Source organism: Maritimimonas sp. 2205BS37-2, from assembly GCF_056591755.1.
On the sequence record NZ_JBWQOI010000003.1, the window covers coordinates 494,141 to 514,757 of the forward strand.

General features: G+C 34.1%; 13 protein-coding genes. 4 read left to right on the top strand and 9 right to left on the bottom strand.

Going from position 1 to position 20,617, the window contains the following annotated elements; translation table 11 throughout:
• Positions 1–67 precede the first annotated feature (67 nt).
• From AC1EUU_RS15310 to AC1EUU_RS15325, 4 genes are read left to right on the top strand one after another with little or no spacing between them, the layout of a single operon-like run.
• Complete coding sequence (locus tag AC1EUU_RS15310) at positions 68–676, top strand: TetR/AcrR family transcriptional regulator (protein WP_480202318.1); 609 nt, start codon at positions 68–70, stop codon at positions 674–676.
• A complete protein-coding gene (locus tag AC1EUU_RS15315; RefSeq protein ID WP_480202319.1) occupies positions 676–1,995 on the top strand; it encodes a TolC family protein in 1,320 nt (439 codons plus the stop codon). Before AC1EUU_RS15310 ends, AC1EUU_RS15315 begins: the two co-directional genes overlap by 1 nt.
• A gap of 8 nt (positions 1,996–2,003) precedes the next feature.
• The gene (locus AC1EUU_RS15320; RefSeq protein WP_480202320.1) at positions 2,004–3,185 is read left to right on the top strand and encodes an efflux RND transporter periplasmic adaptor subunit; all 1,182 of its coding nucleotides are present in this window, start codon (positions 2,004–2,006) and stop codon (positions 3,183–3,185) included.
• A 6-nt stretch (positions 3,186–3,191) separates the two neighbouring features.
• On the top strand, positions 3,192–6,704 hold the full coding sequence (locus AC1EUU_RS15325) for an efflux RND transporter permease subunit (protein ID WP_480202321.1): 3,513 nt from the start codon (positions 3,192–3,194) through the stop codon (positions 6,702–6,704).
• A gap of 42 nt (positions 6,705–6,746) precedes the next feature.
• On the opposite strand, the gene AC1EUU_RS15330 is transcribed toward AC1EUU_RS15325, so the two are convergent.
• The 9 genes from AC1EUU_RS15330 to AC1EUU_RS15370 all read right to left on the bottom strand — a co-directional run bounded on the left by AC1EUU_RS15330 (position 6,747) and on the right by AC1EUU_RS15370 (position 20,600).
• Positions 6,747–8,975 carry a patatin-like phospholipase family protein gene (locus AC1EUU_RS15330; protein WP_480202322.1) on the bottom strand — a complete coding sequence of 743 codons (2,229 nt, stop codon included), beginning with the start codon at positions 8,973–8,975 and terminating at the stop codon, positions 6,747–6,749.
• A gap of 28 nt (positions 8,976–9,003) precedes the next feature.
• On the bottom strand, positions 9,004–10,797 hold the full coding sequence (gene uvrC, locus AC1EUU_RS15335; RefSeq protein WP_480202323.1) for an excinuclease ABC subunit UvrC: 1,794 nt from the start codon (positions 10,795–10,797) through the stop codon (positions 9,004–9,006).
• A 36-nt stretch (positions 10,798–10,833) separates the two neighbouring features.
• Positions 10,834–11,565 carry a lipoprotein signal peptidase gene (locus tag AC1EUU_RS15340; protein ID WP_480202324.1) on the bottom strand — a complete coding sequence of 244 codons (732 nt, stop codon included), beginning with the start codon at positions 11,563–11,565 and terminating at the stop codon, positions 10,834–10,836.
• Between the two features lie 36 nt (positions 11,566–11,601).
• On the bottom strand, positions 11,602–12,270 hold the full coding sequence (locus AC1EUU_RS15345; RefSeq protein WP_480202325.1) for a hypothetical protein: 669 nt from the start codon (positions 12,268–12,270) through the stop codon (positions 11,602–11,604).
• 47 nt (positions 12,271–12,317) lie between these two features.
• Positions 12,318–12,698, bottom strand: coding sequence for a TraR/DksA family transcriptional regulator (locus tag AC1EUU_RS15350; protein ID WP_480202326.1), 381 nt, complete (start codon positions 12,696–12,698; stop codon positions 12,318–12,320).
• A gap of 4 nt (positions 12,699–12,702) precedes the next feature.
• Positions 12,703–16,107, bottom strand: a complete 3,405-nt coding sequence (ileS, locus tag AC1EUU_RS15355) for an isoleucine--tRNA ligase (protein ID WP_480202327.1) — start codon at positions 16,105–16,107, stop codon at positions 12,703–12,705.
• A gap of 120 nt (positions 16,108–16,227) precedes the next feature.
• Positions 16,228–17,793, bottom strand: coding sequence for an OmpA family protein (locus AC1EUU_RS15360; RefSeq protein ID WP_480202328.1), 1,566 nt, complete (start codon positions 17,791–17,793; stop codon positions 16,228–16,230).
• Between the two features lie 101 nt (positions 17,794–17,894).
• A complete protein-coding gene (locus AC1EUU_RS15365; RefSeq protein ID WP_480202329.1) occupies positions 17,895–18,836 on the bottom strand; it encodes an OmpA family protein in 942 nt (313 codons plus the stop codon).
• A 102-nt stretch (positions 18,837–18,938) separates the two neighbouring features.
• Positions 18,939–20,600, bottom strand: coding sequence for an OmpA family protein (locus AC1EUU_RS15370; RefSeq protein WP_480202330.1), 1,662 nt, complete (start codon positions 20,598–20,600; stop codon positions 18,939–18,941).
• Positions 20,601–20,617 lie beyond the last annotated feature (17 nt).

The window sequence follows — 20,617 nt, forward strand, 5'->3', positions numbered from 1 at the left end:
AAATTTTGCAAAACTTAGGAAACTTTTTTTGTTTTTAAAGTTTCCGTGATACTTTTGCATGAAATTTATGAAAGAAAAAATTCTACATAAGGCAAGTGAGATGTTCTTAACGTTAGGCTTCAAAAGTGTTACCATGGATGATATTGCCAACGAGCTAGGTATCTCGAAAAAGACTATTTACACTCATTTTAAGAATAAGACCGAACTTGTACAAGCGGTTACTTTTTCTCTTTTTGATACCATTTGTGATGGTATAGATGATATATGCGAAGCTTCAAACAATCCCATTGAAGAACTGTACGATATTAAGATGTACGTGATGAATCATCTAAAAAATGAAAAGGCCTCGCCTCAACATCAATTAAGAAAATACTATCCTGAAATTTATGATGTATTACGTATCAAACAGTTTGAAAAAATGCATGAGTCTGTTCAAGAGAGCTTACAAAAAGGTGTTGACACCGGCTTGTTTCGGCCTTCAATAGATGTTGGATTTATTTCAAGAATGTATTTTAATGGTATGACGGGCATTAAAGATGAATCCATTTTTCCAAGAACATTGTTTGATATGGAATACTTAATGGAAAGCTATTTAGAATACCATCTTAGAGCAATTGTTACCGAAAAAGGATTAGAAATTTTAAATCAATTTATAAACATAAATCAATCATCATAATGAAAAGACTAATTATAATAGTGTTTTTATTGACTGTTTCTAATATCTCTTCTCAAGAAAAGGAACTAAGTTTATCCTTGCAGGAGGCTATTGACTATGCAATTAAAAATAGTTATAATACAAAAGTTGCCGAAAACGATATTGAAGCAGCAATTAAAAGAAAATGGGAAACTACTACCATAGGCTTGCCTCAGATAAACGGTAAAGTTGATTATGTAAATAATTTAAAACAGCAATTTCCAGGCGTTGATTTTGATAATGACGGAACTATTGATTTTGCTGCTAAACATAACATAACAGGTACCGTAACACTAGAGCAACTATTATTCGATGGGTCTTATTTAGTAGGTCTGCAATCAGCAAAAACCTTTTTGAAGATTACTGAACAAGCAAAGGAAAAGACAGAACTTTCCACGCGTGAAGCTGTTATAAACGCTTACGGAAATGTATTAGTTGCGGAAGAGCGGATCGAAATTTTAATACGAAACAAGAAAACGGTTGATCGTCAATTAAAAGGTGCCAGAGAAGGTTTCAAAAATGGATTGACTGAATTAGAAACTGTTGAGCAATTTGAAATTACGCAAGGAAACATTATCGCCCAACAACGCAATGCTGATCGAAATAAAGAGATTGCATATAAAATGCTAAATCTTTCATTAGGAAACCCAATAGATGCGAAGTTAATTTTAACTGATACATTAGACAATTTAGTTCTAAGCAATACAGATCTACAGTTATTATCAAAGGAGTTCGATATTAATGATCATATTGATTTCAAAATTGCCGAAAATGACCGAGAGAGCAGTAGGCTTTTACTCAAATTAGAAAAAAGCAAAGCTTTACCAAGACTGAGTGCTTTTGTAAATTATTCAAAATTGGCCAATTCAAATTCATTTGATTTATTTAGTTCTTCTCAGCAATGGATTTCTACCTCTGTGCTAGGTGTTGGCCTAAACGTTCCTATTTTTAGTAGTTTAGGTAGAAGCGCCAAAACGCAACAGGCAAAGATTGCTTTGGAATCAGCTGATATTCGTTTGGAAGAAACTATTCAACGTCTAAATCTACAAGAAAATCAGGCTCGCAGTGATTATGAATTAAGTATAGAAAATTATCAAACAGCTAAAAAAAATCTTGACTTAGCCGAGCGCATTGAAAGAAAACAGAAAATAAAATTTGATGAAGGTGTTACAACAAGTATCGACCTCCTACAAGCTAGAAATCAATTATACGCACAACAGAATAGTTACCTGCAGTCTATTTTAGACATCATTGCCAACAAGGCAAAACTAGAAAACGCACTAAACATTCCATTAAAATAAAATTAACAATGAAAAAAATATATTTAATCTTAATAGCAACATTCGTTCTTTTTTCTTGTGGTGGAAACCAACAAAAAACAGTTGAATCTATTATTTCTGAAGGGAATTTAGAAGCAATTAGAGCTAAAAGAACAGAAATGGTAACCGAGCAACAAGAAATTGCAGAACAGTTAAAGCAATTAGATGAAAAGATTGCCGAGTTAGATCCAACTCAAAAGATTCCACTTGTTACTACATTTAAAGCAACCGAAAAAGAGTTTAATCACTTTTTAGAATTGCAGGGTAGCGTACAAACAAAACAAAACGTACTAGTCTATCCTGAAATGGCAGGGACATTATTTCGTGTTTATGTTAAAGAAGGGCAACGAGTAGGTAAAGGACAATTATTAGCTGCAATAGATGATGGTGGATTGAGTAGTCAAGTAGCTCAAGTAGAAGCGCAAACTGCTTTAGCAAAAACTACTTATGATCGTCAAAAACGCTTATGGGATCAGAAAATAGGTAGTGAGATTCAATATTTACAAGCGCAGACCACATATGAAACTCAATTAAACGCCTTAAAGCAATTAAAAAGTCAGTTAGCTAAATCTACTATCAGAGCTCCATTCTCTGGTGTTATTGATGATGTGATAAAAGAACAAGGTACTGTAGTTGCACCTGGGCCAGGCTCAGAGGTCTTTAGAATAGTAAATCTTAGTAATATGTATATAGAAACTGATGTTCCAGAAAGTTATGTTACTAACGTTACTAAAGGCAAGAAAGTAGAAGTTGAGTTTCCTGTTTTAGGGAAATCAATCGAAGCAAAAATACGTCAGGCCGGAAACTTTATAAATCCAGCAAACAGAACTTTTAAAGTAGAAATTGGCGTTCCAAATAAGGACAAGAGCATTAAGCCTAACCTAACAGCTAAGCTTAAAATAAACGATTATACAAATAACGCAGCATTATTAATTCCTCAAAGTATCATTTCTGAAGATGCAGAAGGTCAACAGTACATTTATGTTGTAGATAGCATTGAAGAAGTTGAAGGAAAGAAACAAGGCATTGCCAAAAGAATTATTATTGAAACAGGCAAAACACAAGGTGATGTAATTGAGGTATTGAAAGGATTAGAAAATGGCGCCGAAATTATTCAAGAAGGTGCGCGTAGTGTAAAAGATGGTCAAGAAGTTAAGATTTTAAAAGCTTAGAATATTATGGCTAACAAACAAAAAAAGAAAGTAGATAAAGAGTTCGGATTATCATCTTGGGCTATCAACAATAAAACCACAATGTATGTGTTGATAGCTGTCATTTTATATTTAGGTATCTCAGCATTCTTTAGTATGCCTCGGGAAAATTTTCCAGAGATTAAGGAGACTAAAATTTACATTAGTTCATTATTCCCAGGAAATACAGCCGAAGACATTGAGAAGTTAATAACCGATCCTTTAGAAGATAAATTGAAGACGGTAAGTAATGTTGTTGAAATTACCTCAACTTCTCAGGAAGATTACTCAATGATAATTGTTGAGTTTGATGAAAGTATTTCGGTAGACGCAGCAAAACAAAAAGTAAAAGATCAAGTAGATACAGAAACTTCTAGTGAAGATTGGCCCACATTTAATGGTGCAAAAGTAGAACCAAACATATTTGATCTAAGTATGTCTGAAGAAATGCCAATTCTTAACATTAATATTTCTGGTGATTATACTGTTCAAAAATTAAAAGAATTTGGCGAATATTTAGAAGATGAAATTGAGAGTCTTCAAGAAATAAAACAAGTAGATATTCGGGGGGCTCAAGAAAAAGAAGTACAAGTTGCAGTAGACATTTACAAAATGATGGCCGCAAAGGTCAACTTTAATGATATTACCAGCGCTATAAGCAATGGAAATATGACCATGTCTGCCGGTAACTTAGTTACTAGTGGTCAACGTCGTACCATTCGTATTGTTGGTGAAGTCGATGCACCTTCACAATTAGAAAATTTTGTTGTAAAGACCGAGGATAACAATTCAATCTATTTAAAGGATGTTGCCGAAGTTAGTTTTCAAGATAAAGAAAAAACAACCTACGCGAGAGAATTCGGACATCCGGTAGTAATGCTTGATGTTAAAAAGCGTGCAGGGAAAAATATGGTAGAGGCCGCTGAGCAGATTCAAGAAATTGTTAAAGATGCCGAAGAGAATGTTTTTCCTCAAGATTTAAATATTACTATTTCCAATGATCAATCTTCAAAGACTATTGGTCAAGTAGACGACCTAGTAAATAACATCATTTTTGGAGTTATCTTGGTTGTTACAGTTTTAATGTTCTTTTTAGGATTTAGAAACGCCTTATTTGTTGGTTTCGCGATACCAATGTCAATGTTTATGTCATTAATGATCCTCAGCACCTTAGGCTATACCATGAACACAATGATCTTGTTCGGATTAATTATGGGCTTAGGTATGTTGGTTGATAATGGTATCGTGGTAGTAGAAAACGTATATCGACTAATGGATGAAGGTATGCCTCGTATTGAAGCTGCTAAAAAAGGTATTGGCGAGATCGCTTTCCCTATTATTATTTCCACGCTAACCACTGTTGCTGCATTTGTGCCGCTAGGATTATGGCCGGGTGTTATGGGGCAGTTTATGATCTATTTCCCGGTAACCTTATCGGTAGTATTAGGCTCCTCATTATTTGTTGCTATTTTCTTTAACTCAGTAATGGTTTCACAATTTATGAAAACCGAGGATAAAGAAATGCCTATGAATAGAATGATACGAACTACAATTATTTTAGTTGGAATTGGAGCCCTTATAATGATCTTTGGTGGTGCCTACCGAGCATTAGGATCATTAATGGTAACCACTGCTGTATTATTATGGGCGTACCGTCTATTTTTAAGACGTTGGGCACTTATTTTTCAAAATAAAATTCTACCTCGTTGGGAACGCTTTTACGAGCGTATTTTAAGAGCAACTTTAACAGGATGGAAACCTTATGCCGTTTCATTAGGCACGGTTCTATTACTCTTCATTGCTTTTGGAGGATTCGGAGCTTCAGTCGCTAGTCAACGTACAAAAGTTGAATTTTTCCCAGATAATACTCCTAATCAGATTATTGTTTATATAGAATATCCTCAAGGTACAGATATAGAAAAGACCAATGCAATTACTAAAGAAATTGAAGAGCAGGTTTATGGCATCCTTAATGATGGCACCTACATGGATGACGACTACAATTTCTTAGTAGAAAGTGCTGTTTCTCAAGTTGGTGAAGGTGCGGGAAATCCTCAAACCGATGGAGGTTCTGCTGCTGAAATGCCTCATAGAGGTAAAATTACCGCTTCAATGCGAGAATACAAATATAGAAAAGGTGCCGATAGTAAAGAACTTCAAAAGAAGGTTCAGGAAGCCTTAAAGGATGTATATCCTGGAGTTACAATTTCCGTTGAGAAGGAAGCTGTAGGTCCGCCAGCTGGATACCCAATCAATATTGAATTGGAGGGCAATGACTATGACGAACTTATTGCAACCGCCGAAGAAATGCGAAATTTCTTGAATGCTAAAAACATTCCAGGTGTAGATGAAATTAAAATAGATGTAAACAAATCGAAGCCCGCTATGCTGGTTCAGGTAGATCGTAAAAAAGCAGGTGAATTGGGTGTTAGTGCCGGGCAAGTTGGACAACAATTACGTAATTCTATTTTTGGCGCCAAAGCAGGAGTATATAAAGAAGGAGGCGAAGATTATGATATCTATGTTCGTTTCAATGAAAAAGATAAGTACAATACCAGCGCTATTTTTAATCAAAAGATCACTTTTAAAGATCAAAACTCAGGTCAAACCAAAGAAGTGCCTGTATCGGCTATTGCCAAACAAAAAAATAATTCTGGATTTAGCGCTATTAAACATCGAGATGTGAAGCGTGTTGTTACTGTATATTCTGCATTAGCTCCTGGTTTTACAGATGCTGGCGCCATTGTAGCTCAAATTCAGAATGAAATGAAGAATTATACTAAGCTCCCATCTTCCGTGAAAATTGATTATACCGGGCAAATCGAAGAACAGAATAAGCAAATGGCCTTTTTAATGGGTGCTTTCTTTACGGGTTTAGGTTTAATCTTTTTTATTCTAATATTCCAATTCAACTCTGTGTCTAGACCAGCTATTATTATGCTTGCGATCTTTTTAAGTTTAATTGGTGTATTTGGTGGATTGATTATCTCTGGAGCCCCATTTGTAATTATGATGACAATGATGGGTATTATTTCTTTAGCAGGAATTGTGGTTAATAACGGAGTGGTATTATTAGATTATACGCAACTATTAATAGATCGCAAAAAAGTAGAGCAAAACGTAGATGAGAATGATTATTTAGATACAGATACTTTAGGTGAGGCAATTATTAGAGGTGGTAAGGCGCGTTTAAGACCAGTACTATTAACGGCAATTACTACTATCTTAGGATTAATTCCGTTGGCCACCGGTTTTAATATTAACTTCTTTACCCTATTTAGTGAGTTTAATCCTAATATCTATTTTGGTGGTGATAATGTAATTTTCTGGGGGCCTTTAGCAAAAACCGTAATCTATGGATTAATAATTGCTACATTCTTAACTTTAATAGTGGTGCCTATTTTATTCTTTTTGGCCACTAAATTTAAGATGTGGATTCGTAGTAAAAGTTCTAAAGAAGAAGCTCAAACTACAAATCCAGAATTGGTATTAAATAAATAAAAACTTTTTGTTTGGTTAACAACAGTAGATGTAGGGTTTTGGTTAAAACCAAAATCCTACATTGAAAAACCAGATGTTATTAGAAGTGTCAGGTGACCACGTATACTTTATTTCTATAGGGCCTAGGAAAGATTCTATACTATAACCAATGGCATAGCCGAGTCTTGTATTTTCAAAAATTCGTCCTTGATTAAAAATATCTTCTTCCGCTCTAGCGGCATTGGCAGCAAAAGAAAGATGATTTTTCTTAAACAATTCATATCTTAAAGTAAGTGCTGTTTTTAAAAAACCTTGCCCACTGAGATCTCCAACGTCATAGCCATAAAAGCTAGTGAAATTATTAACAAAATTTTCATTATATCCACCCAAATGGAAGTTATGAACTCTATTCTCATTTTCCCCAATGGTAACACCTGCTTCAGAAATTAAATGAGCCGTAAGTTTGTCTTTTAAAGTATAAGCAAATCCTAATTTACCTTTTAATTGTGTGAACGGAGTAAAATCATTCTGAATTCCATTATCGCTAATTAAAACAAGATATCCCTTGTAATTCACATCAAGATAAAACCCTTTTTTAGGAAATAATTGCTTATCATATGTATCAACTTTAATTTCTGCAAAAGCATTACCATACGTACTATTATCATAAAAATTCTTAATTTCTTGATTATTGGTTACGCTTTCCGTGAATATACGCAGATATTTAGTTTCAGCTCCCAGACGAATAGCTACTGCATTTGAAATCGCTGATTGCACGAAAATTTGATTGGTAAAATCGTTGTATTTGGTGTTAATCTTAGTATCGGCTTCCGTAGCTGCTAAAGATTGAAATGTGCTCTTAAAAACTCCTTTATCAAAATGATTAAATCGAGATCTAATACCATAACTCCAGTGAAAGCCATTATCTATGAAGTAATCTAAATTATAACGAATGTTATCACCTAAAATAAGGTCAGCCGAAATAACATCGTTCTTAAAAAGTAAGTGCTTAGATGTGACATTTGCCAAAGCAGCTGTTTTATAAAGATCGTCAAAATGTGCTCCTATTTTTAAGAATGAATAAACGTCATTTTCTTTAAGCTTAAATTCTACCGTTCTAGAATCAATAAACTTATACTGTATACTTTTAAAATCTTCTGTACTAGCCAATTGATCAATACCTTTAGCAAACTGCTCATATGTAAGCACCTCTCCCTCTTTAATTCCTAGTTTCCCTAATACATATTCATCAGTATAATTCTTTGTTCCTTTTATAATAACATTATCAATTCTAAGATTACTTCGCTTAAATCTGATAACTTCTTCTTCAACTATTTTTTCTGCTTTTTTTTGTTTTGAGGCAATCTCTTTGAATTTTTCAAGCTGCTTGTTAGCTTCATCTTCTCCAGATTTTATAATTGCTTCTTTATCATCAAAAGAAACCACAGTAAATCCACTAATATCAGGATGCATATAGTAATCAACTAAATCTTTCTTTTTATCATCATCACCATACATCTGAAAGTTTACAATCTGCATAACTATAGTTGGCGCCGAATCTAAGCTTCCTTTTACTTTTAATTTATCTTGCACATCAACTCCAATAACAATATCAACTCCCTTTTGACGCATAATATCTGAGGGGAAGTTATTAACTATACCTCCATCAACTAATAGTTTATTGTCTATTTCAACCGGATCTAATAAGGTAGGAAAAGCGCCACTCGCTTTCACCGCTTCTGGTAAAAAACCTGTTTCTAAAACTACTTCATCACCAGTTTCTAAATTAGTTGCAACACAAAAAAATGGGATTGGTAATTTAGAGAAGTCATCAATGCTGTGTATGTGTTCTGTAAGTTTTGAGAGTTCATTAAACACGTTTTGCCCTTTTGACAGGGCTCTTGGTAAGCCAATGCTACCCTCTTTAATCGGTAATGTAACGGCATACTTTTCTGTATTTTCTTTTTGATAAATAGACTTGGCTCTTCTGGGAAGGTTGTCCTGCATTAATTCGGTGAAATCGTAAGAATGTAAAATTGAATCTAATTCGCTTGCTCGATAACCCGATGAATACAGCGCTGCAATTATCGCTCCCATGCTAGTTCCTCCAATATAATCAATGCGAACACCTGCTTCTTCAAGCACTTTTAACACACCAACATGGGCAAAGCCTTTTGCACCCCCTCCACTTAATACCAATCCCACTTTTAGATCTTCCTTTTCAGAAGAGACATCTTGCGAAAATGCTATTAAAAAAGAGCACAGAAATAAGAAAAATAGTGCGTTTTTCATCAACTAATTTTGCTATAAAAGTAGAGTATTATTTAGTATTGTAAAAGTTAAATATTTTCTGAGCTCTATCATTACCAACTACCTTAATCAAATCTTCTAAAGAGGCACTTTTTACACGTTTAGCAGATTTAAAATGTTTCAAGACAGCCAGAATCGTTTGCTTACCTATACCTGGAATTAGCTCAAGTTCTGTCTGAATAGCACTTTTACTTCGCTTATTTCTATGAAAGGTAATAGCAAATCGGTGAGCCTCATTTCGCAATTGCTGTATAATTTTCAATGATTCTGATTTCTTATCTAGGTACAAAGGAATTGGGTCATCTGGATAAAAAATTTCTTCTAAACGTTTAGCAATTCCAATAATTGCAATTTTGCCTCTCAGCCCTAATACATCTAAGCTTTTCAAAGCAGATGACAATTGACCCTTTCCTCCATCAATTACAATTAATTGTGGCAAATCTTGTCCTTCTTCAAGCAGTCTTTTATAACGTCTATGTACAACTTCTTCCATGGAGCCAAAATCATCTGGACCTTCAACTGTTTTTATATTAAAATGGCGATATTCTTTCTTACTAGGTTTCCCATTTTTAAAGACTACGCAAGAAGCAACAGGGTTGGTTCCTTGAATATTTGAATTATCAAAACATTCAATATGGCGTGGTTCTTCTTTAAGTCGCAAATCTTTTTGCATCTGTGCCATAATGCGTTTTACATGCCTATCTGGATCTACAATTTTTATCTGCTTAAAACGCTCTTGCCTATAATATTTCGCATTTCGAGTGGAAAGCTCAACGATGCGCTTCTTATCTCCCAACTTCGGAATTGTAACTTTTATCTCATCTCCTACTTCAACTTCAAAAGGGACATAAATTTCTTTTGATTGCGAATTAAATCGTTGACGAATTTCTACGATAGCTAATTCTAATAGGTCTTTATCGGATTCATCCAGTTTCTTTTTAATTTCAGTAGTATGAGATTGTATAATAGCTCCATTTGCTATCTTAAAAAAATTAATATAGGCATAGCTTTCGTCTGAAATAACCGAAAATACATCTACATTATTTATTGTAGGATTTACAACTGTAGATTTTGCTTGATAATTTGCAAGTAAGTCTATTTTTTCTTTGATCTTTTGAGCTTCTTCAAACTCAAGACTAGCAGCAAACTTATGCATTAGATCATTGAAACGCTGTAGTGATTCTTTAAAGTTTCCTTTAATAATATTTCTAATAGCTTTTACGTCTTCAAGATAATCTGACTCTTCTTGTAATCCTTCGCAGGGCCCGGCACAATTTTTAATATGATATTCTAAACATACTTTGTATTTACCACTTTCTATGTTCTTTTTAGAAAGATCATAAGCGCAGGTTCTAAGTGGGTATAGTTCTTTTATTAGAGATAATAGTGCTTTTGCAGTTCTCACCGAGGTATAAGGGCCAAAATATTCTGAGCCGTCTTTTATAAAATTACGTGTCATGAATATTTTAGGGAACGCCTCTTTTTTGATGCAAATCCAAGGGTAAGTTTTGTCATCTTTGAGCATCACATTATATCTAGGTTGATACTTCTTTATTAGACTATTCTCTAACAAAAGAGCATCTGATTCAGTATCAACTACGATATGCTTTACAGAAGCAATTTTTTTGACCAAGACCCTAGTTTTACCATACTCATGATTTTTGGTAAAATAGGAGGCCACTCTTTTTTTTAGATTTTTCGCCTTGCCTACATATAAAATAGCATCATTTTTATCAAAATATTGATAAACTCCAGGAGAGTTAGGAAGGGTTTTAAGTTGTAATTCTAACTTCGAATTCGACATAAAGCGAAGTTAAACAATTTAACTTCTTGAAGAAATTTACGGTTTTGGTTTTTCATAATGCCTAACTACCACCGGCGGCACTATTTTATGCGTATTTTCTTCTTCTTTTTCTTTCTTAGGAAACGCTCTCTTATTAAATACTAATAAGATTCCTACTCCTGTTGAAATTGCCATATCTGCCACATTAAAAACAGGGTCAAAAAAAGAAAAACGTCTATCTACGAAAAGATTAAAATGATCACCTCCAATAAATGGTAGCCACTCTGGCCAACTAAAGCTTATTGGTGGCAACCAACTTGGCAATTGGGTATCAATTATAGGAAAGTACAGCATATCTACAACCTTACCATAAAACCAGGTACTATAACCTCCAGATTCCGGAAGCATTGTTGCTACTGTTTGCCTCGTACTTTCTTCAAAAAGGACACCATAAAAAACCGAATCAATAATATTACCTAAGGCACCAGCAAAAATTAAAGCAATTGAAGTGATTAAAATTTTTGGAGATTTACTTTTAACTGCACTATGCAACCAATATCCAATACCAGTAATCGCAACTAAACGAAAAAGAGTTAAAAATAGTTTCCCATTTTTTCCTCCGAACTCTTTACCCCAGGCCATTCCGTTATTTTCAAGAAAGTGAATTCGAAACCAATCTAGCCCTAAAACATTGATCTCTTCACCAAGTTTAAAATGAGTTTTAATCCAAATTTTACTTATTTGGTCTATTAATAAAATAATAGTTATAAGCGCTACAGCTTTTTTCAAGGTATTTAGTATAAAAAGTTCACAAAAATAATAATATTATTGACTTTTAAGCGATTGTACATTCACTTTTGCCTGTATCGTTTTAATAAAAAGCTTATTTATTGGCGCTCCATATACTCCTTTTAATGATGTGGCTGTTTTTAAAAGCTTTTCACCTTCCATTTCACAAGAAATTGTGCCTTTATTTGTTTTAATATCTATCAGAGAATTTTGAAGTTGACAATCAATAATACCGTCATAAGACTTTATGAAAGTTGAGCCTTTCATGTTTTTAAGATCTATTTTACCATAATCAATATAAAGCTCGAGATCTCCAGAAAAATCATTGCAAATAAAATTACCTTTTCTATAAATTATCTTTACTTCAATTTCTTTAGGAATTGTTATTATATAATTAGGAAATTGCGGTTGCCCTGCTCTATATTTATTCTTTTGTGAGCCTGGTAACATACTTTTATCGTCTTCAACTTTTATATAAACCACTTTATTTTCCTCATAAAGTCGTGGTTTAGTATAACTGGCGTGATTATTATATTCAAGAGCAAATTTGTCTTTAGCAAAGGTGTTTTTAAGCTCTAGTTTATTTAAAGAAGCCAAATCAACTACTAATACCTTAGCGCTAGATCTTATGGTTAATTCTTCATTGTTTTGAGCAGATAACGGTATCAGTATGATAAAAAAAAGAATGCTACAAAGAACTTTCATATTGAAAAATTAGGCAGAAAAAAAGCTTCCTGTTCGGAAGCTTTAGCTTATGATTGACGTTTCTTTGCTTCAATGCTCAAGGTTGCATGTGGCACCAGTTTTAAACGTTCTTTTTGTATCAATTTACCGGTAACTCGGCAAATACCATAGGTTTTGTTTTCTATGCGCAATAGTGCATTTTTTAGATCACGAATAAATTTCTCTTGACGAATAGCTAATTGTACATTCGCTTCTTTCGACATTGTTTCAGAACCTTCTTCAAACGCTTTGAATGTTGGTGACGTATCATCAGTTCCATTATTACTATCGTTCTTATAGGTACTTTGAATCAATTCTAAATCTTCTTGTGCCTTTGCAATCTTAGCCTCAATAATCTCTCTAAACTCTTGCAACTCGGCGTCAGAATATTTCACTTTGTTATCTGTCATGGCTTTAATTTTTTTCAATTAATAATTTGGTATGTACATCGTCAAAAGCAATTTCTATACCATTTTTTACTTCATCTTCTAACACCAACTCATTGGTTAGTGTTTCATTTTTTATATATTTTTCGTTTATCAAAATGGCGTCATCTACAACACCATCTTTTTTAACACTTAATTTAATCTTATCTGTTACTTCAAACCCAGATTCTTTACGTAAATTCTGAATTCTGTTAACCAATTCTCTCGCTATCCCTTCTTTTTTCAATTCATCAGATATAGTAACGTCTAACGCCACGGTTAAGCTACCCTGATTGGCCACTAACCAACCTTCTATATCTTGCGAAGATATTTCAAGTTCAGCGAGTGTTAATATAGTACTTTTACCATTAATTTCAATGGCTATTTTTCCCTCTTTTTCAACAGTTGCAATATCATCTTGATCGAGCTTCTGGATTGCTCCAGTCACAAATCGCATATCTTTACCAAACTTTGGGCCTAACACTTTAAAATTTGGTTTGATATTTTTCACTAGAATACCAGAGGCATCATCTATCAGTTCTATTTCCTTTACATTTACTTCAGCCTTGATCAAATCTTCTACAGCTTCAATATCTTCTTGATCTTGAGGGTCTAATACAGGTATCATTATACGCTGTAATGGTTGACGCACCTTAATCATTTCCTTCTTACGTAACGACAAGACCATTGAAGAAATTGCCTGCGCTTTTTGCATTTTACGTTCTAATGAAACGTTAACCTTTTCTTTTTCGTATACCGGAAATTCTGATAAATGTACCGATTCTGCAGATTGCTTAACGCATACACTACTTAAATCTCGATACAATTGATCCATAAAGAATGGCGCCACCGGAGACCCTAATTGTGCAACCGTTAACATACAGGTATATAAAGTTTGGTATGCTGAAATTTTATCTTGACCATAATCTCCCTTCCAAAAACGTCTTCTACTTAAACGCACAAACCAATTACTTAGGTTTTCTGTTACAAAATATTGAATAGCTCTTGTAGCTCTAGTGGGTTCATAATCAGCATAAAATGCATCTACCTTTTCAATAAGTGTATTCAATTCTGAAAGAATCCAACGATCTATTTCTGGGCGTTCTTCAATTGCAATCTCCTCCTCTTGATAGGTAAAACCATCAATATTAGCATATAGTGAAAAGAACGAATAGGTATTATATAAAGTGCCAAAAAACTTTCTACGTACCTCATCAATACCTTCTATATCAAATTTTAGGTTATCCCATGGATTGGCATTCGAAATCATATACCAACGCGTGGCATCTGGGCCATATGTCTCCATTGTTTTAAATGGGTCTGCCGCATTACCTAAGCGCTTAGACATCTTTTTACCTTCTTTATCGAGGACTAAGCCATTTGAAACTACATTTTTATATGCCACAGAATCAAAAACTAATGAACCAATTGCATGTAATGTATAAAACCATCCTCTAGTTTGATCTACACCTTCAGCAATAAAATCTGCAGGATAAAATTTATTATTATCGATTAGCTCCTTATTTTCAAAAGGATAATGCCATTGTGCATAGGGCATGGAGCCAGAATCAAACCAAACATCTATCAAATCTGATTCACGTTTCATTGGTTTTCCTGACGGTGAAACCAACACTATTTGGTCAACAATATTTTTGTGAAGGTCTACTCTATCATAATTTCCTTCATCCATATTACCTACTTCAAAATCGGCAAAGATATCGCTGCTCATCACCCCGGTATCAACAGCTTTTCTTAGCTCATGCTTTAATTCTTCTACCGAGCCGATCATTAGCTCTTCTATTCCATCTTCTGTTCTCCAGATTGGCAACGGAATACCCCAATAACGCGAACGTGATAGGTTCCAATCGTTTGCATTTTGTAACCAATTACCAAAACGACCCTCACCAGTAGATTTTGGCTTCCAATTAATCGTTTGGTTTAGTTCATACATTCTATCGCGTATATCAGTAACTTTTATAAACCACGAATCTAATGGATAGTATAAAATAGGTTTATCGGTTCTCCAACAATTTGGATAGCTATGCTTATATTTTTCAACCTTAAAGGCTTTGTTTTCTTCTTTTAGTTTAATGGCTAGTTCAACATCTACTGATTTCTCAGGAGCTTCTTCGTCAACATAGTATTCATTCTTAACGTATTTACCTGCATGCTCACCCATTTCTGGTCTAAACCGCCCTTGTAAATCAACTAACGGAACTGAATTGCCATTCTCGTCTAACACTAACATCGGTGGCACCTCTGGCACCGCTTGTTTGGCCACCATAGCATCATCTGCACCAAAAGTTGGTGCCGTATGCACGATTCCTGTACCGTCTTCGGTTGTTACAAAATCACCAGATATTACTCTAAATGCGTTTTCCGCCCCTTCGTATGGTAAGGCATATGGTAGTAATTGCTCATAACGAATACCCACTAAATCTTTTCCCTTAAACTCTTTAGTTACATAATATGGTATCTTTTTATCACCATCAGCATATGCTAACAAATCGGTTTTCGACTCGACTTCATAATACTTCCCTGCAAACTGCTTCGTAACAAGATTCTTAGCCAATACAACATTCATAGGTTTAAATGTGTATTGATTATATGTTTCAACCAGAACATAATCAATCTTAGACCCTACTGTTAAAGCAGTATTACTAGGCAATGTCCAAGGTGTAGTTGTCCAAGCCAAAAAGTAAACATCTCCTTCGTCTTGTAAAAAATCGGGTAATGTTTCTTCTAAAGCCTTAAATTGAGCAACCACTGTTGTATCTGTAACATCTTGATATGTTCCGGGCTGGTTTAATTCATGCGAGCTTAGGCCTGTACCTGCTTTAGGTGAATATGGTTGAATTGTATACCCTTTGTATAATAATCCTTTATCATAGATTTGCTTTAGCAACCACCAAACTGACTCTATATATTTAGACTTATAAGTGATATATGGATCTTCCATATCTACCCAATACCCCATCTTTTTGGTTAGCTCTAACCAAACATCGGTATATCGCATTACTGCTTTTCTACATGCGGCATTATACTCTTCTACTGAAATCTTTTTACCAATATCTTCTTTAGTGATCCCTAATTCTTTTTCAACTCCTAATTCTATTGGTAAGCCATGTGTATCCCAACCAGCTTTACGTTTTACTTGATATCCTTTTAGTGTTTTATAACGACAAAAAATATCTTTAATAGAGCGCGACATTACATGGTGAATTCCTGGTAAGCCATTTGCCGAAGGAGGACCTTCATAAAATACGTACGGCTTGTTTTCATCACGCAATGAAATACTTTTTTGGAAAATGCTATTCTTTTCCCAAAATTGAAGTGTTTCTTCTGCCACATTCGGAAGGTCTAAACCCTTATATTCTCTAAACTTAGCGCTCATTATTGATTAAAAATTCTTTTGATGCGCGAAATTACATATTTTCTTGTTATTAATAGAAATCTGAAAACAAAAAAGCGCTCTTTTCGAGCGCTTTAGTCTTATTTTAACATTCTAGTTGCCTCATTCTTTTTTTACAATAACAAATTCTGTTCGCTTATTAATTCTATGTTCAGATTCTTTACACTTTATGCCATTTGAGCAATTATTTAGCAACTGTGTTTCGCCATATCCTTTACCCGTAATTCGTGCTGGATCGACTCCTTGATTGATAATATAGGTTATCGTTTCAACGGCTCTTCTTTGTGATAGTGATAAGTTTAACCCATCTGGCCCTCTTGAGTCTGTATGTGCTCCAAAATGCACAACCATATTAGGATATTTTTTTAATAAACGAACTACTTTTCCTAACGTATTAATCGAAGTTTCTTTAATTTCGGATTGGTTTAATTCAAAGTCTATATTGGCAACATTTAACATTTCAATGCCATTTTTCACTATAAATTCCTTCTCCTCTATAAATAATTCTAAATCATGTTTGAAGCCATTAGCATTGGTTGTTTCAAGGCTAGTACTTGTTTCAAAGAAGCCATTTTTTGTTACTTCAATGGTGTAATTAACGGCACAGTCTAAACCAAAATAAAATTCACCATCAGCCAGTGTGGAAACTGTGCGAACTTTAGTACCATTGTCATCTTTTAATGTTACCAAAGCATTTTGCAATGGTAATTGTGTGACTTTGTCTTTTATTATTCCACTAACCGATTGATCACAAATAATTATTGGTGTTTTTTGAACGAAAGTATAAATATCATCGTCGCCTTGACCCCCTGAGCGGTTTGAGGAAAAATAGCCTTGTAATTTTTCGCTATTTATTATAAATGAAATATCGTCTCCTTTACTATTTATTGGAGACCCAAGATTAATTGGTTCTGGAAGTGAACCATCCAACTTCGTAACATAAATATCAAATCCTCCTTTTCCTCCCGGACGGTTAGATGAGAAATAAATAAGATCCCCGTCTATGAACGGCGTATATTCTTTATAAGGCGAATTAATGGTCTCTCCTAAATTAACTGGAGCGCCGTAGTACCCTCGATTTGTATCTACATAAAAAATATCTTTATCGCCTAGTGTACCTTCCATATCAGAAACAAAGTATATTCGCCTACTATCTTTGCTAATAAAAGGATGTCCAGCATCATGGCCATCACTGTTAAAAGGTAAATTCTCAATATTCTGCCATGCTCCTTTAGGACCAATTGTTCCTTTAAATAATTTTACGCTTTTAGACTTTATTTTTCTGTTTACTTTATCATTTGATGTGAAATAAACATGTTTTAAATCATCCGTAAAACTTACAAAGGCATCATGATATTTTGTATTTACTTCTTTTGAAAATGGTCTTACATCTTCTATTTCTCCATTGGAAGTAAGGTCACCAACATATAAGTCTAAATAAGGTTGATTATTTCCTCTCCATACTCTTTTTACTATACCTGCTTTAGGTCTTGTTGACGAGAATACTAGCTTATCTCCCATAAAGGTGGCCCCAAAGTCAGAATACTTAGTGTTTGCATCAATACTTTTTATGCTATACTCTGCCGCCATTATAGAATCGGCTCTTTCTATTTGAGCCTGAACACTAGCTAATATGAAAAATAAAGTAAACTTTAATAAAAACTTCATAGCTTCTTTATAAAGGGAAATCAATTCTTGTACCAAAGATATTTATAAAAAACAAAAGCCCTCTTTCAATAGGGCTTTATTTGTTCACAATTAAAAGTGAATTATTCTTTAATAATTTTAAATTCTGTACGGCGATTGACTGCTCTTTGCTCATCTGTACAATCATCTCCATCAGTGCAATCATTTATCAATTTAGCTTCACCATAACCTTTACCTATTATTCTTTGTCGATCAATTCCTCTATTGACAATATAATCTACTGTTCTTTTTGCTCTGCGATTCGACATCCATAGGTTGTACTTTTCTGAACCTTTAGCATCTGTATAAGAAGCACACTCTATCACAAGATTAGGATTCTTCTTCAATATATCTACAACTTTAATTAGGTCTTTTTTTGCTTGTTGGTTTAAATAAGATGATTCGTAATCAAAAATCACTGGTTTTAATACCATAACATCTTCTTTAGCCAATTTCTTCTTTTTTGAAACTGCTGTTTTTTTGGCAACAACTTGTTTCTCTTCTTTTATTTCAGGCTGATCTCCAATTGCTTTTTCTTCATTATTACTAAGTAAAACGGGTTTTTGAAGTTCAGATGATTCAATCTTTGTGTTTGCATCTACTTCACTCGAACTTGTTGTTTTCGTCTTTTTTGCAGGGTCATAGATAAAATCAATTCTACCCTGATCCAAAAATATCTTTGTCATTAATTCTAAACCAGAATCTGTGTTCGTAGTAAATAATTTTGATTGAGGGTTGTATGTGTCTTTACTTGCCATTAGTTTATAAGTACTCTGACACTCAACTTTAAAAATAAATGTTGCGTCTTCATTTACCATTAATGTTTGAATGGGGTTTCCTTCTTTATCTGTTAAAGCGACTATGGCGTTAGGAATAAGCTCACTTGTCATCTGATCTCTTACTTGCCCTGTTATTGTTTGTAAACAGGGTTCCTTTTGATCTTCTGCTTCATGCGAGCTTACCAGTTGTTCTTGAGCATTGAGCATCGAACTCAATAGCATAAAAAGTATAAAAAACGGTCTCATAATGATCACTATTTGCATAATAGAAACGTAAAAATCACTATAAGTATTGTTCAATAAAAAAACCTCCGCAAAACGGAGGTTTTTTTATTGGTATTTTATTTTTTACATTTTAATAATTACAAACTCAGTTCTACGGTTCTTTTCATGCTCTGCCTCTGTACATTGTACTCCTTCCTCACATTGATTAATTATTTGAGTTTCTCCATATCCTTTACCTGTAATTCTTCGTGGATCAATTCCGCGCTCGATAATGTAATTAACAGTAGATTTCGCTCTACGATCAGACAACCACATGTTATAGCCATCTGGCCCTCGTGTGTCTGTATGTGAAGCTGATTCAATGATCATTTCTGGATATTTATTCATTAAATCTACAACCTTTTGTAATTCTTGTTTTGCTTTTTTGTTTAGATACGATGAATTAAGATCAAAATAAATAGGTTCAATATTTACGGCATATGTACTTGCTCTTAAGCGAACAATTTCATCGGGTAGTACATCAGGCAGCCCTTCAGGTTTTATATCTTCTTCATCATCTTGAGTGTTTCTATTTTGTCCGGCTATTAAATCAATATCTCCCTTACCTAAAAGAATTCTCAATTTCAATTCTTTATCCCCTTCATTTGAAGTGGTAAAGCTTTTTATTTGCGGAGCATATTCTTGTTTTTTACCCTCTAATTGATATTCTGTTTCGCAACTGATCTCTAATGTAAATACACCATTATCGTCGGATGTAACTGTTTGAAGTATGTTTTCGTCTTTATCTCTTAAACTTACTTCAGCGCCCGGTAGAAAATCTCCTGTTGCTTTATCAAGCACCTCTCCAATAATCATTTGTTTACATTTAAACTCAACGGGTTCTTCTTCTACTAAGGCATAGATATCATCGTCTCCTTTGCCTCCTTCTCTGTTAGAAGAAAAGTATCCTTTACGTGTTTCTTTGTTTATTATGAATGCATAATCATCATTAGCCGAATTGATTGGAGCATTTAATAATACCGGGTTGGGTGTAAACCCTGTTAGCTTACTAGCATAAACATCTGAACCTCCTTTTCCGCCAGCTCTATCTGAAGCAAAATAAAGTACTTCTCCATCTACAAAAGGAAACCAATCTTTAGCTGTAGAATTTACTTTTGGCCCCATATTTACCGGATTACCAAATCCACTTTGATTGACTTCTACCTTATAAATATCCATTTCCCCCATTGATCCGGGCATATCTGAAGCAAAGTATAATGTTTTTTCATCATCACTAAGTGCAGGGTGCCCAACTGAATATTCCACATTATTGAATGGCATTGGAATAATATTAATCCATTCTCCTTCACTATTTACTGTTGCTTTAAATAATGCTAAGTTGGTCCAACCAGTATTATCAACCCCTAGTTGTTTTCTGTAGTAATTGTTTCTTGTAAAGTACACTGTTTTACCATCTTTTGTAAAAACAGCGTCTCCTTCATGATATCTACTATTTACCTCTCCTTGTAGCTTTCGTTTATTAGATATTTCTCCTCCTTCACCAATATCACCGGTATATAAGTCTAAGAAACGTTGGCCATTAGGTTCCCAGACATCTCTTACAACCGTAAAACCAGTTCTTGGCGCTGTAAACACGAGTTTATCGGATCCTAGAAAAGATGTTCCAAAATCTGAGTTTTTGGTATTCACTTCTAGATTCTTAATGTTGTACTTACCTGAACCTTCTTGAGCACTTAGAGCTAGTACGCTAAGTATAGATATTATTATTAAAAAACACCTTTTCATAATGTGCGTTTATCTTT

Bases quoted from the DNA above. Each gene is read 5' to 3' on its own strand.
- AC1EUU_RS15310 (WP_480202318.1), top strand. From the start codon at position 68: ATGAAAGAAAAAATTCTACATAAGGCAAGTGAGATGTTCTTAACGTTA.
- AC1EUU_RS15315 (WP_480202319.1), top strand. From the start codon at position 676: ATGAAAAGACTAATTATAATAGTGTTTTTATTGACTGTTTCTAATATC.
- AC1EUU_RS15320 (WP_480202320.1), top strand. From the start codon at position 2,004: ATGAAAAAAATATATTTAATCTTAATAGCAACATTCGTTCTTTTTTCT.
- AC1EUU_RS15325 (WP_480202321.1), top strand. From the start codon at position 3,192: ATGGCTAACAAACAAAAAAAGAAAGTAGATAAAGAGTTCGGATTATCA.
- AC1EUU_RS15330 (WP_480202322.1), bottom strand. From the start codon at position 8,975: ATGAAAAACGCACTATTTTTCTTATTTCTGTGCTCTTTTTTAATAGCA.
- uvrC (WP_480202323.1), bottom strand. From the start codon at position 10,797: ATGTCGAATTCGAAGTTAGAATTACAACTTAAAACCCTTCCTAACTCT.
- AC1EUU_RS15345 (WP_480202325.1), bottom strand. From the start codon at position 12,270: ATGAAAGTTCTTTGTAGCATTCTTTTTTTTATCATACTGATACCGTTA.
- AC1EUU_RS15350 (WP_480202326.1), bottom strand. From the start codon at position 12,698: ATGACAGATAACAAAGTGAAATATTCTGACGCCGAGTTGCAAGAGTTT.
- ileS (WP_480202327.1), bottom strand. From the start codon at position 16,107: ATGAGCGCTAAGTTTAGAGAATATAAGGGTTTAGACCTTCCGAATGTG.
- AC1EUU_RS15360 (WP_480202328.1), bottom strand. From the start codon at position 17,793: ATGAAGTTTTTATTAAAGTTTACTTTATTTTTCATATTAGCTAGTGTT.
- AC1EUU_RS15365 (WP_480202329.1), bottom strand. From the start codon at position 18,836: ATGAGACCGTTTTTTATACTTTTTATGCTATTGAGTTCGATGCTCAAT.
- AC1EUU_RS15370 (WP_480202330.1), bottom strand. From the start codon at position 20,600: ATGAAAAGGTGTTTTTTAATAATAATATCTATACTTAGCGTACTAGCT.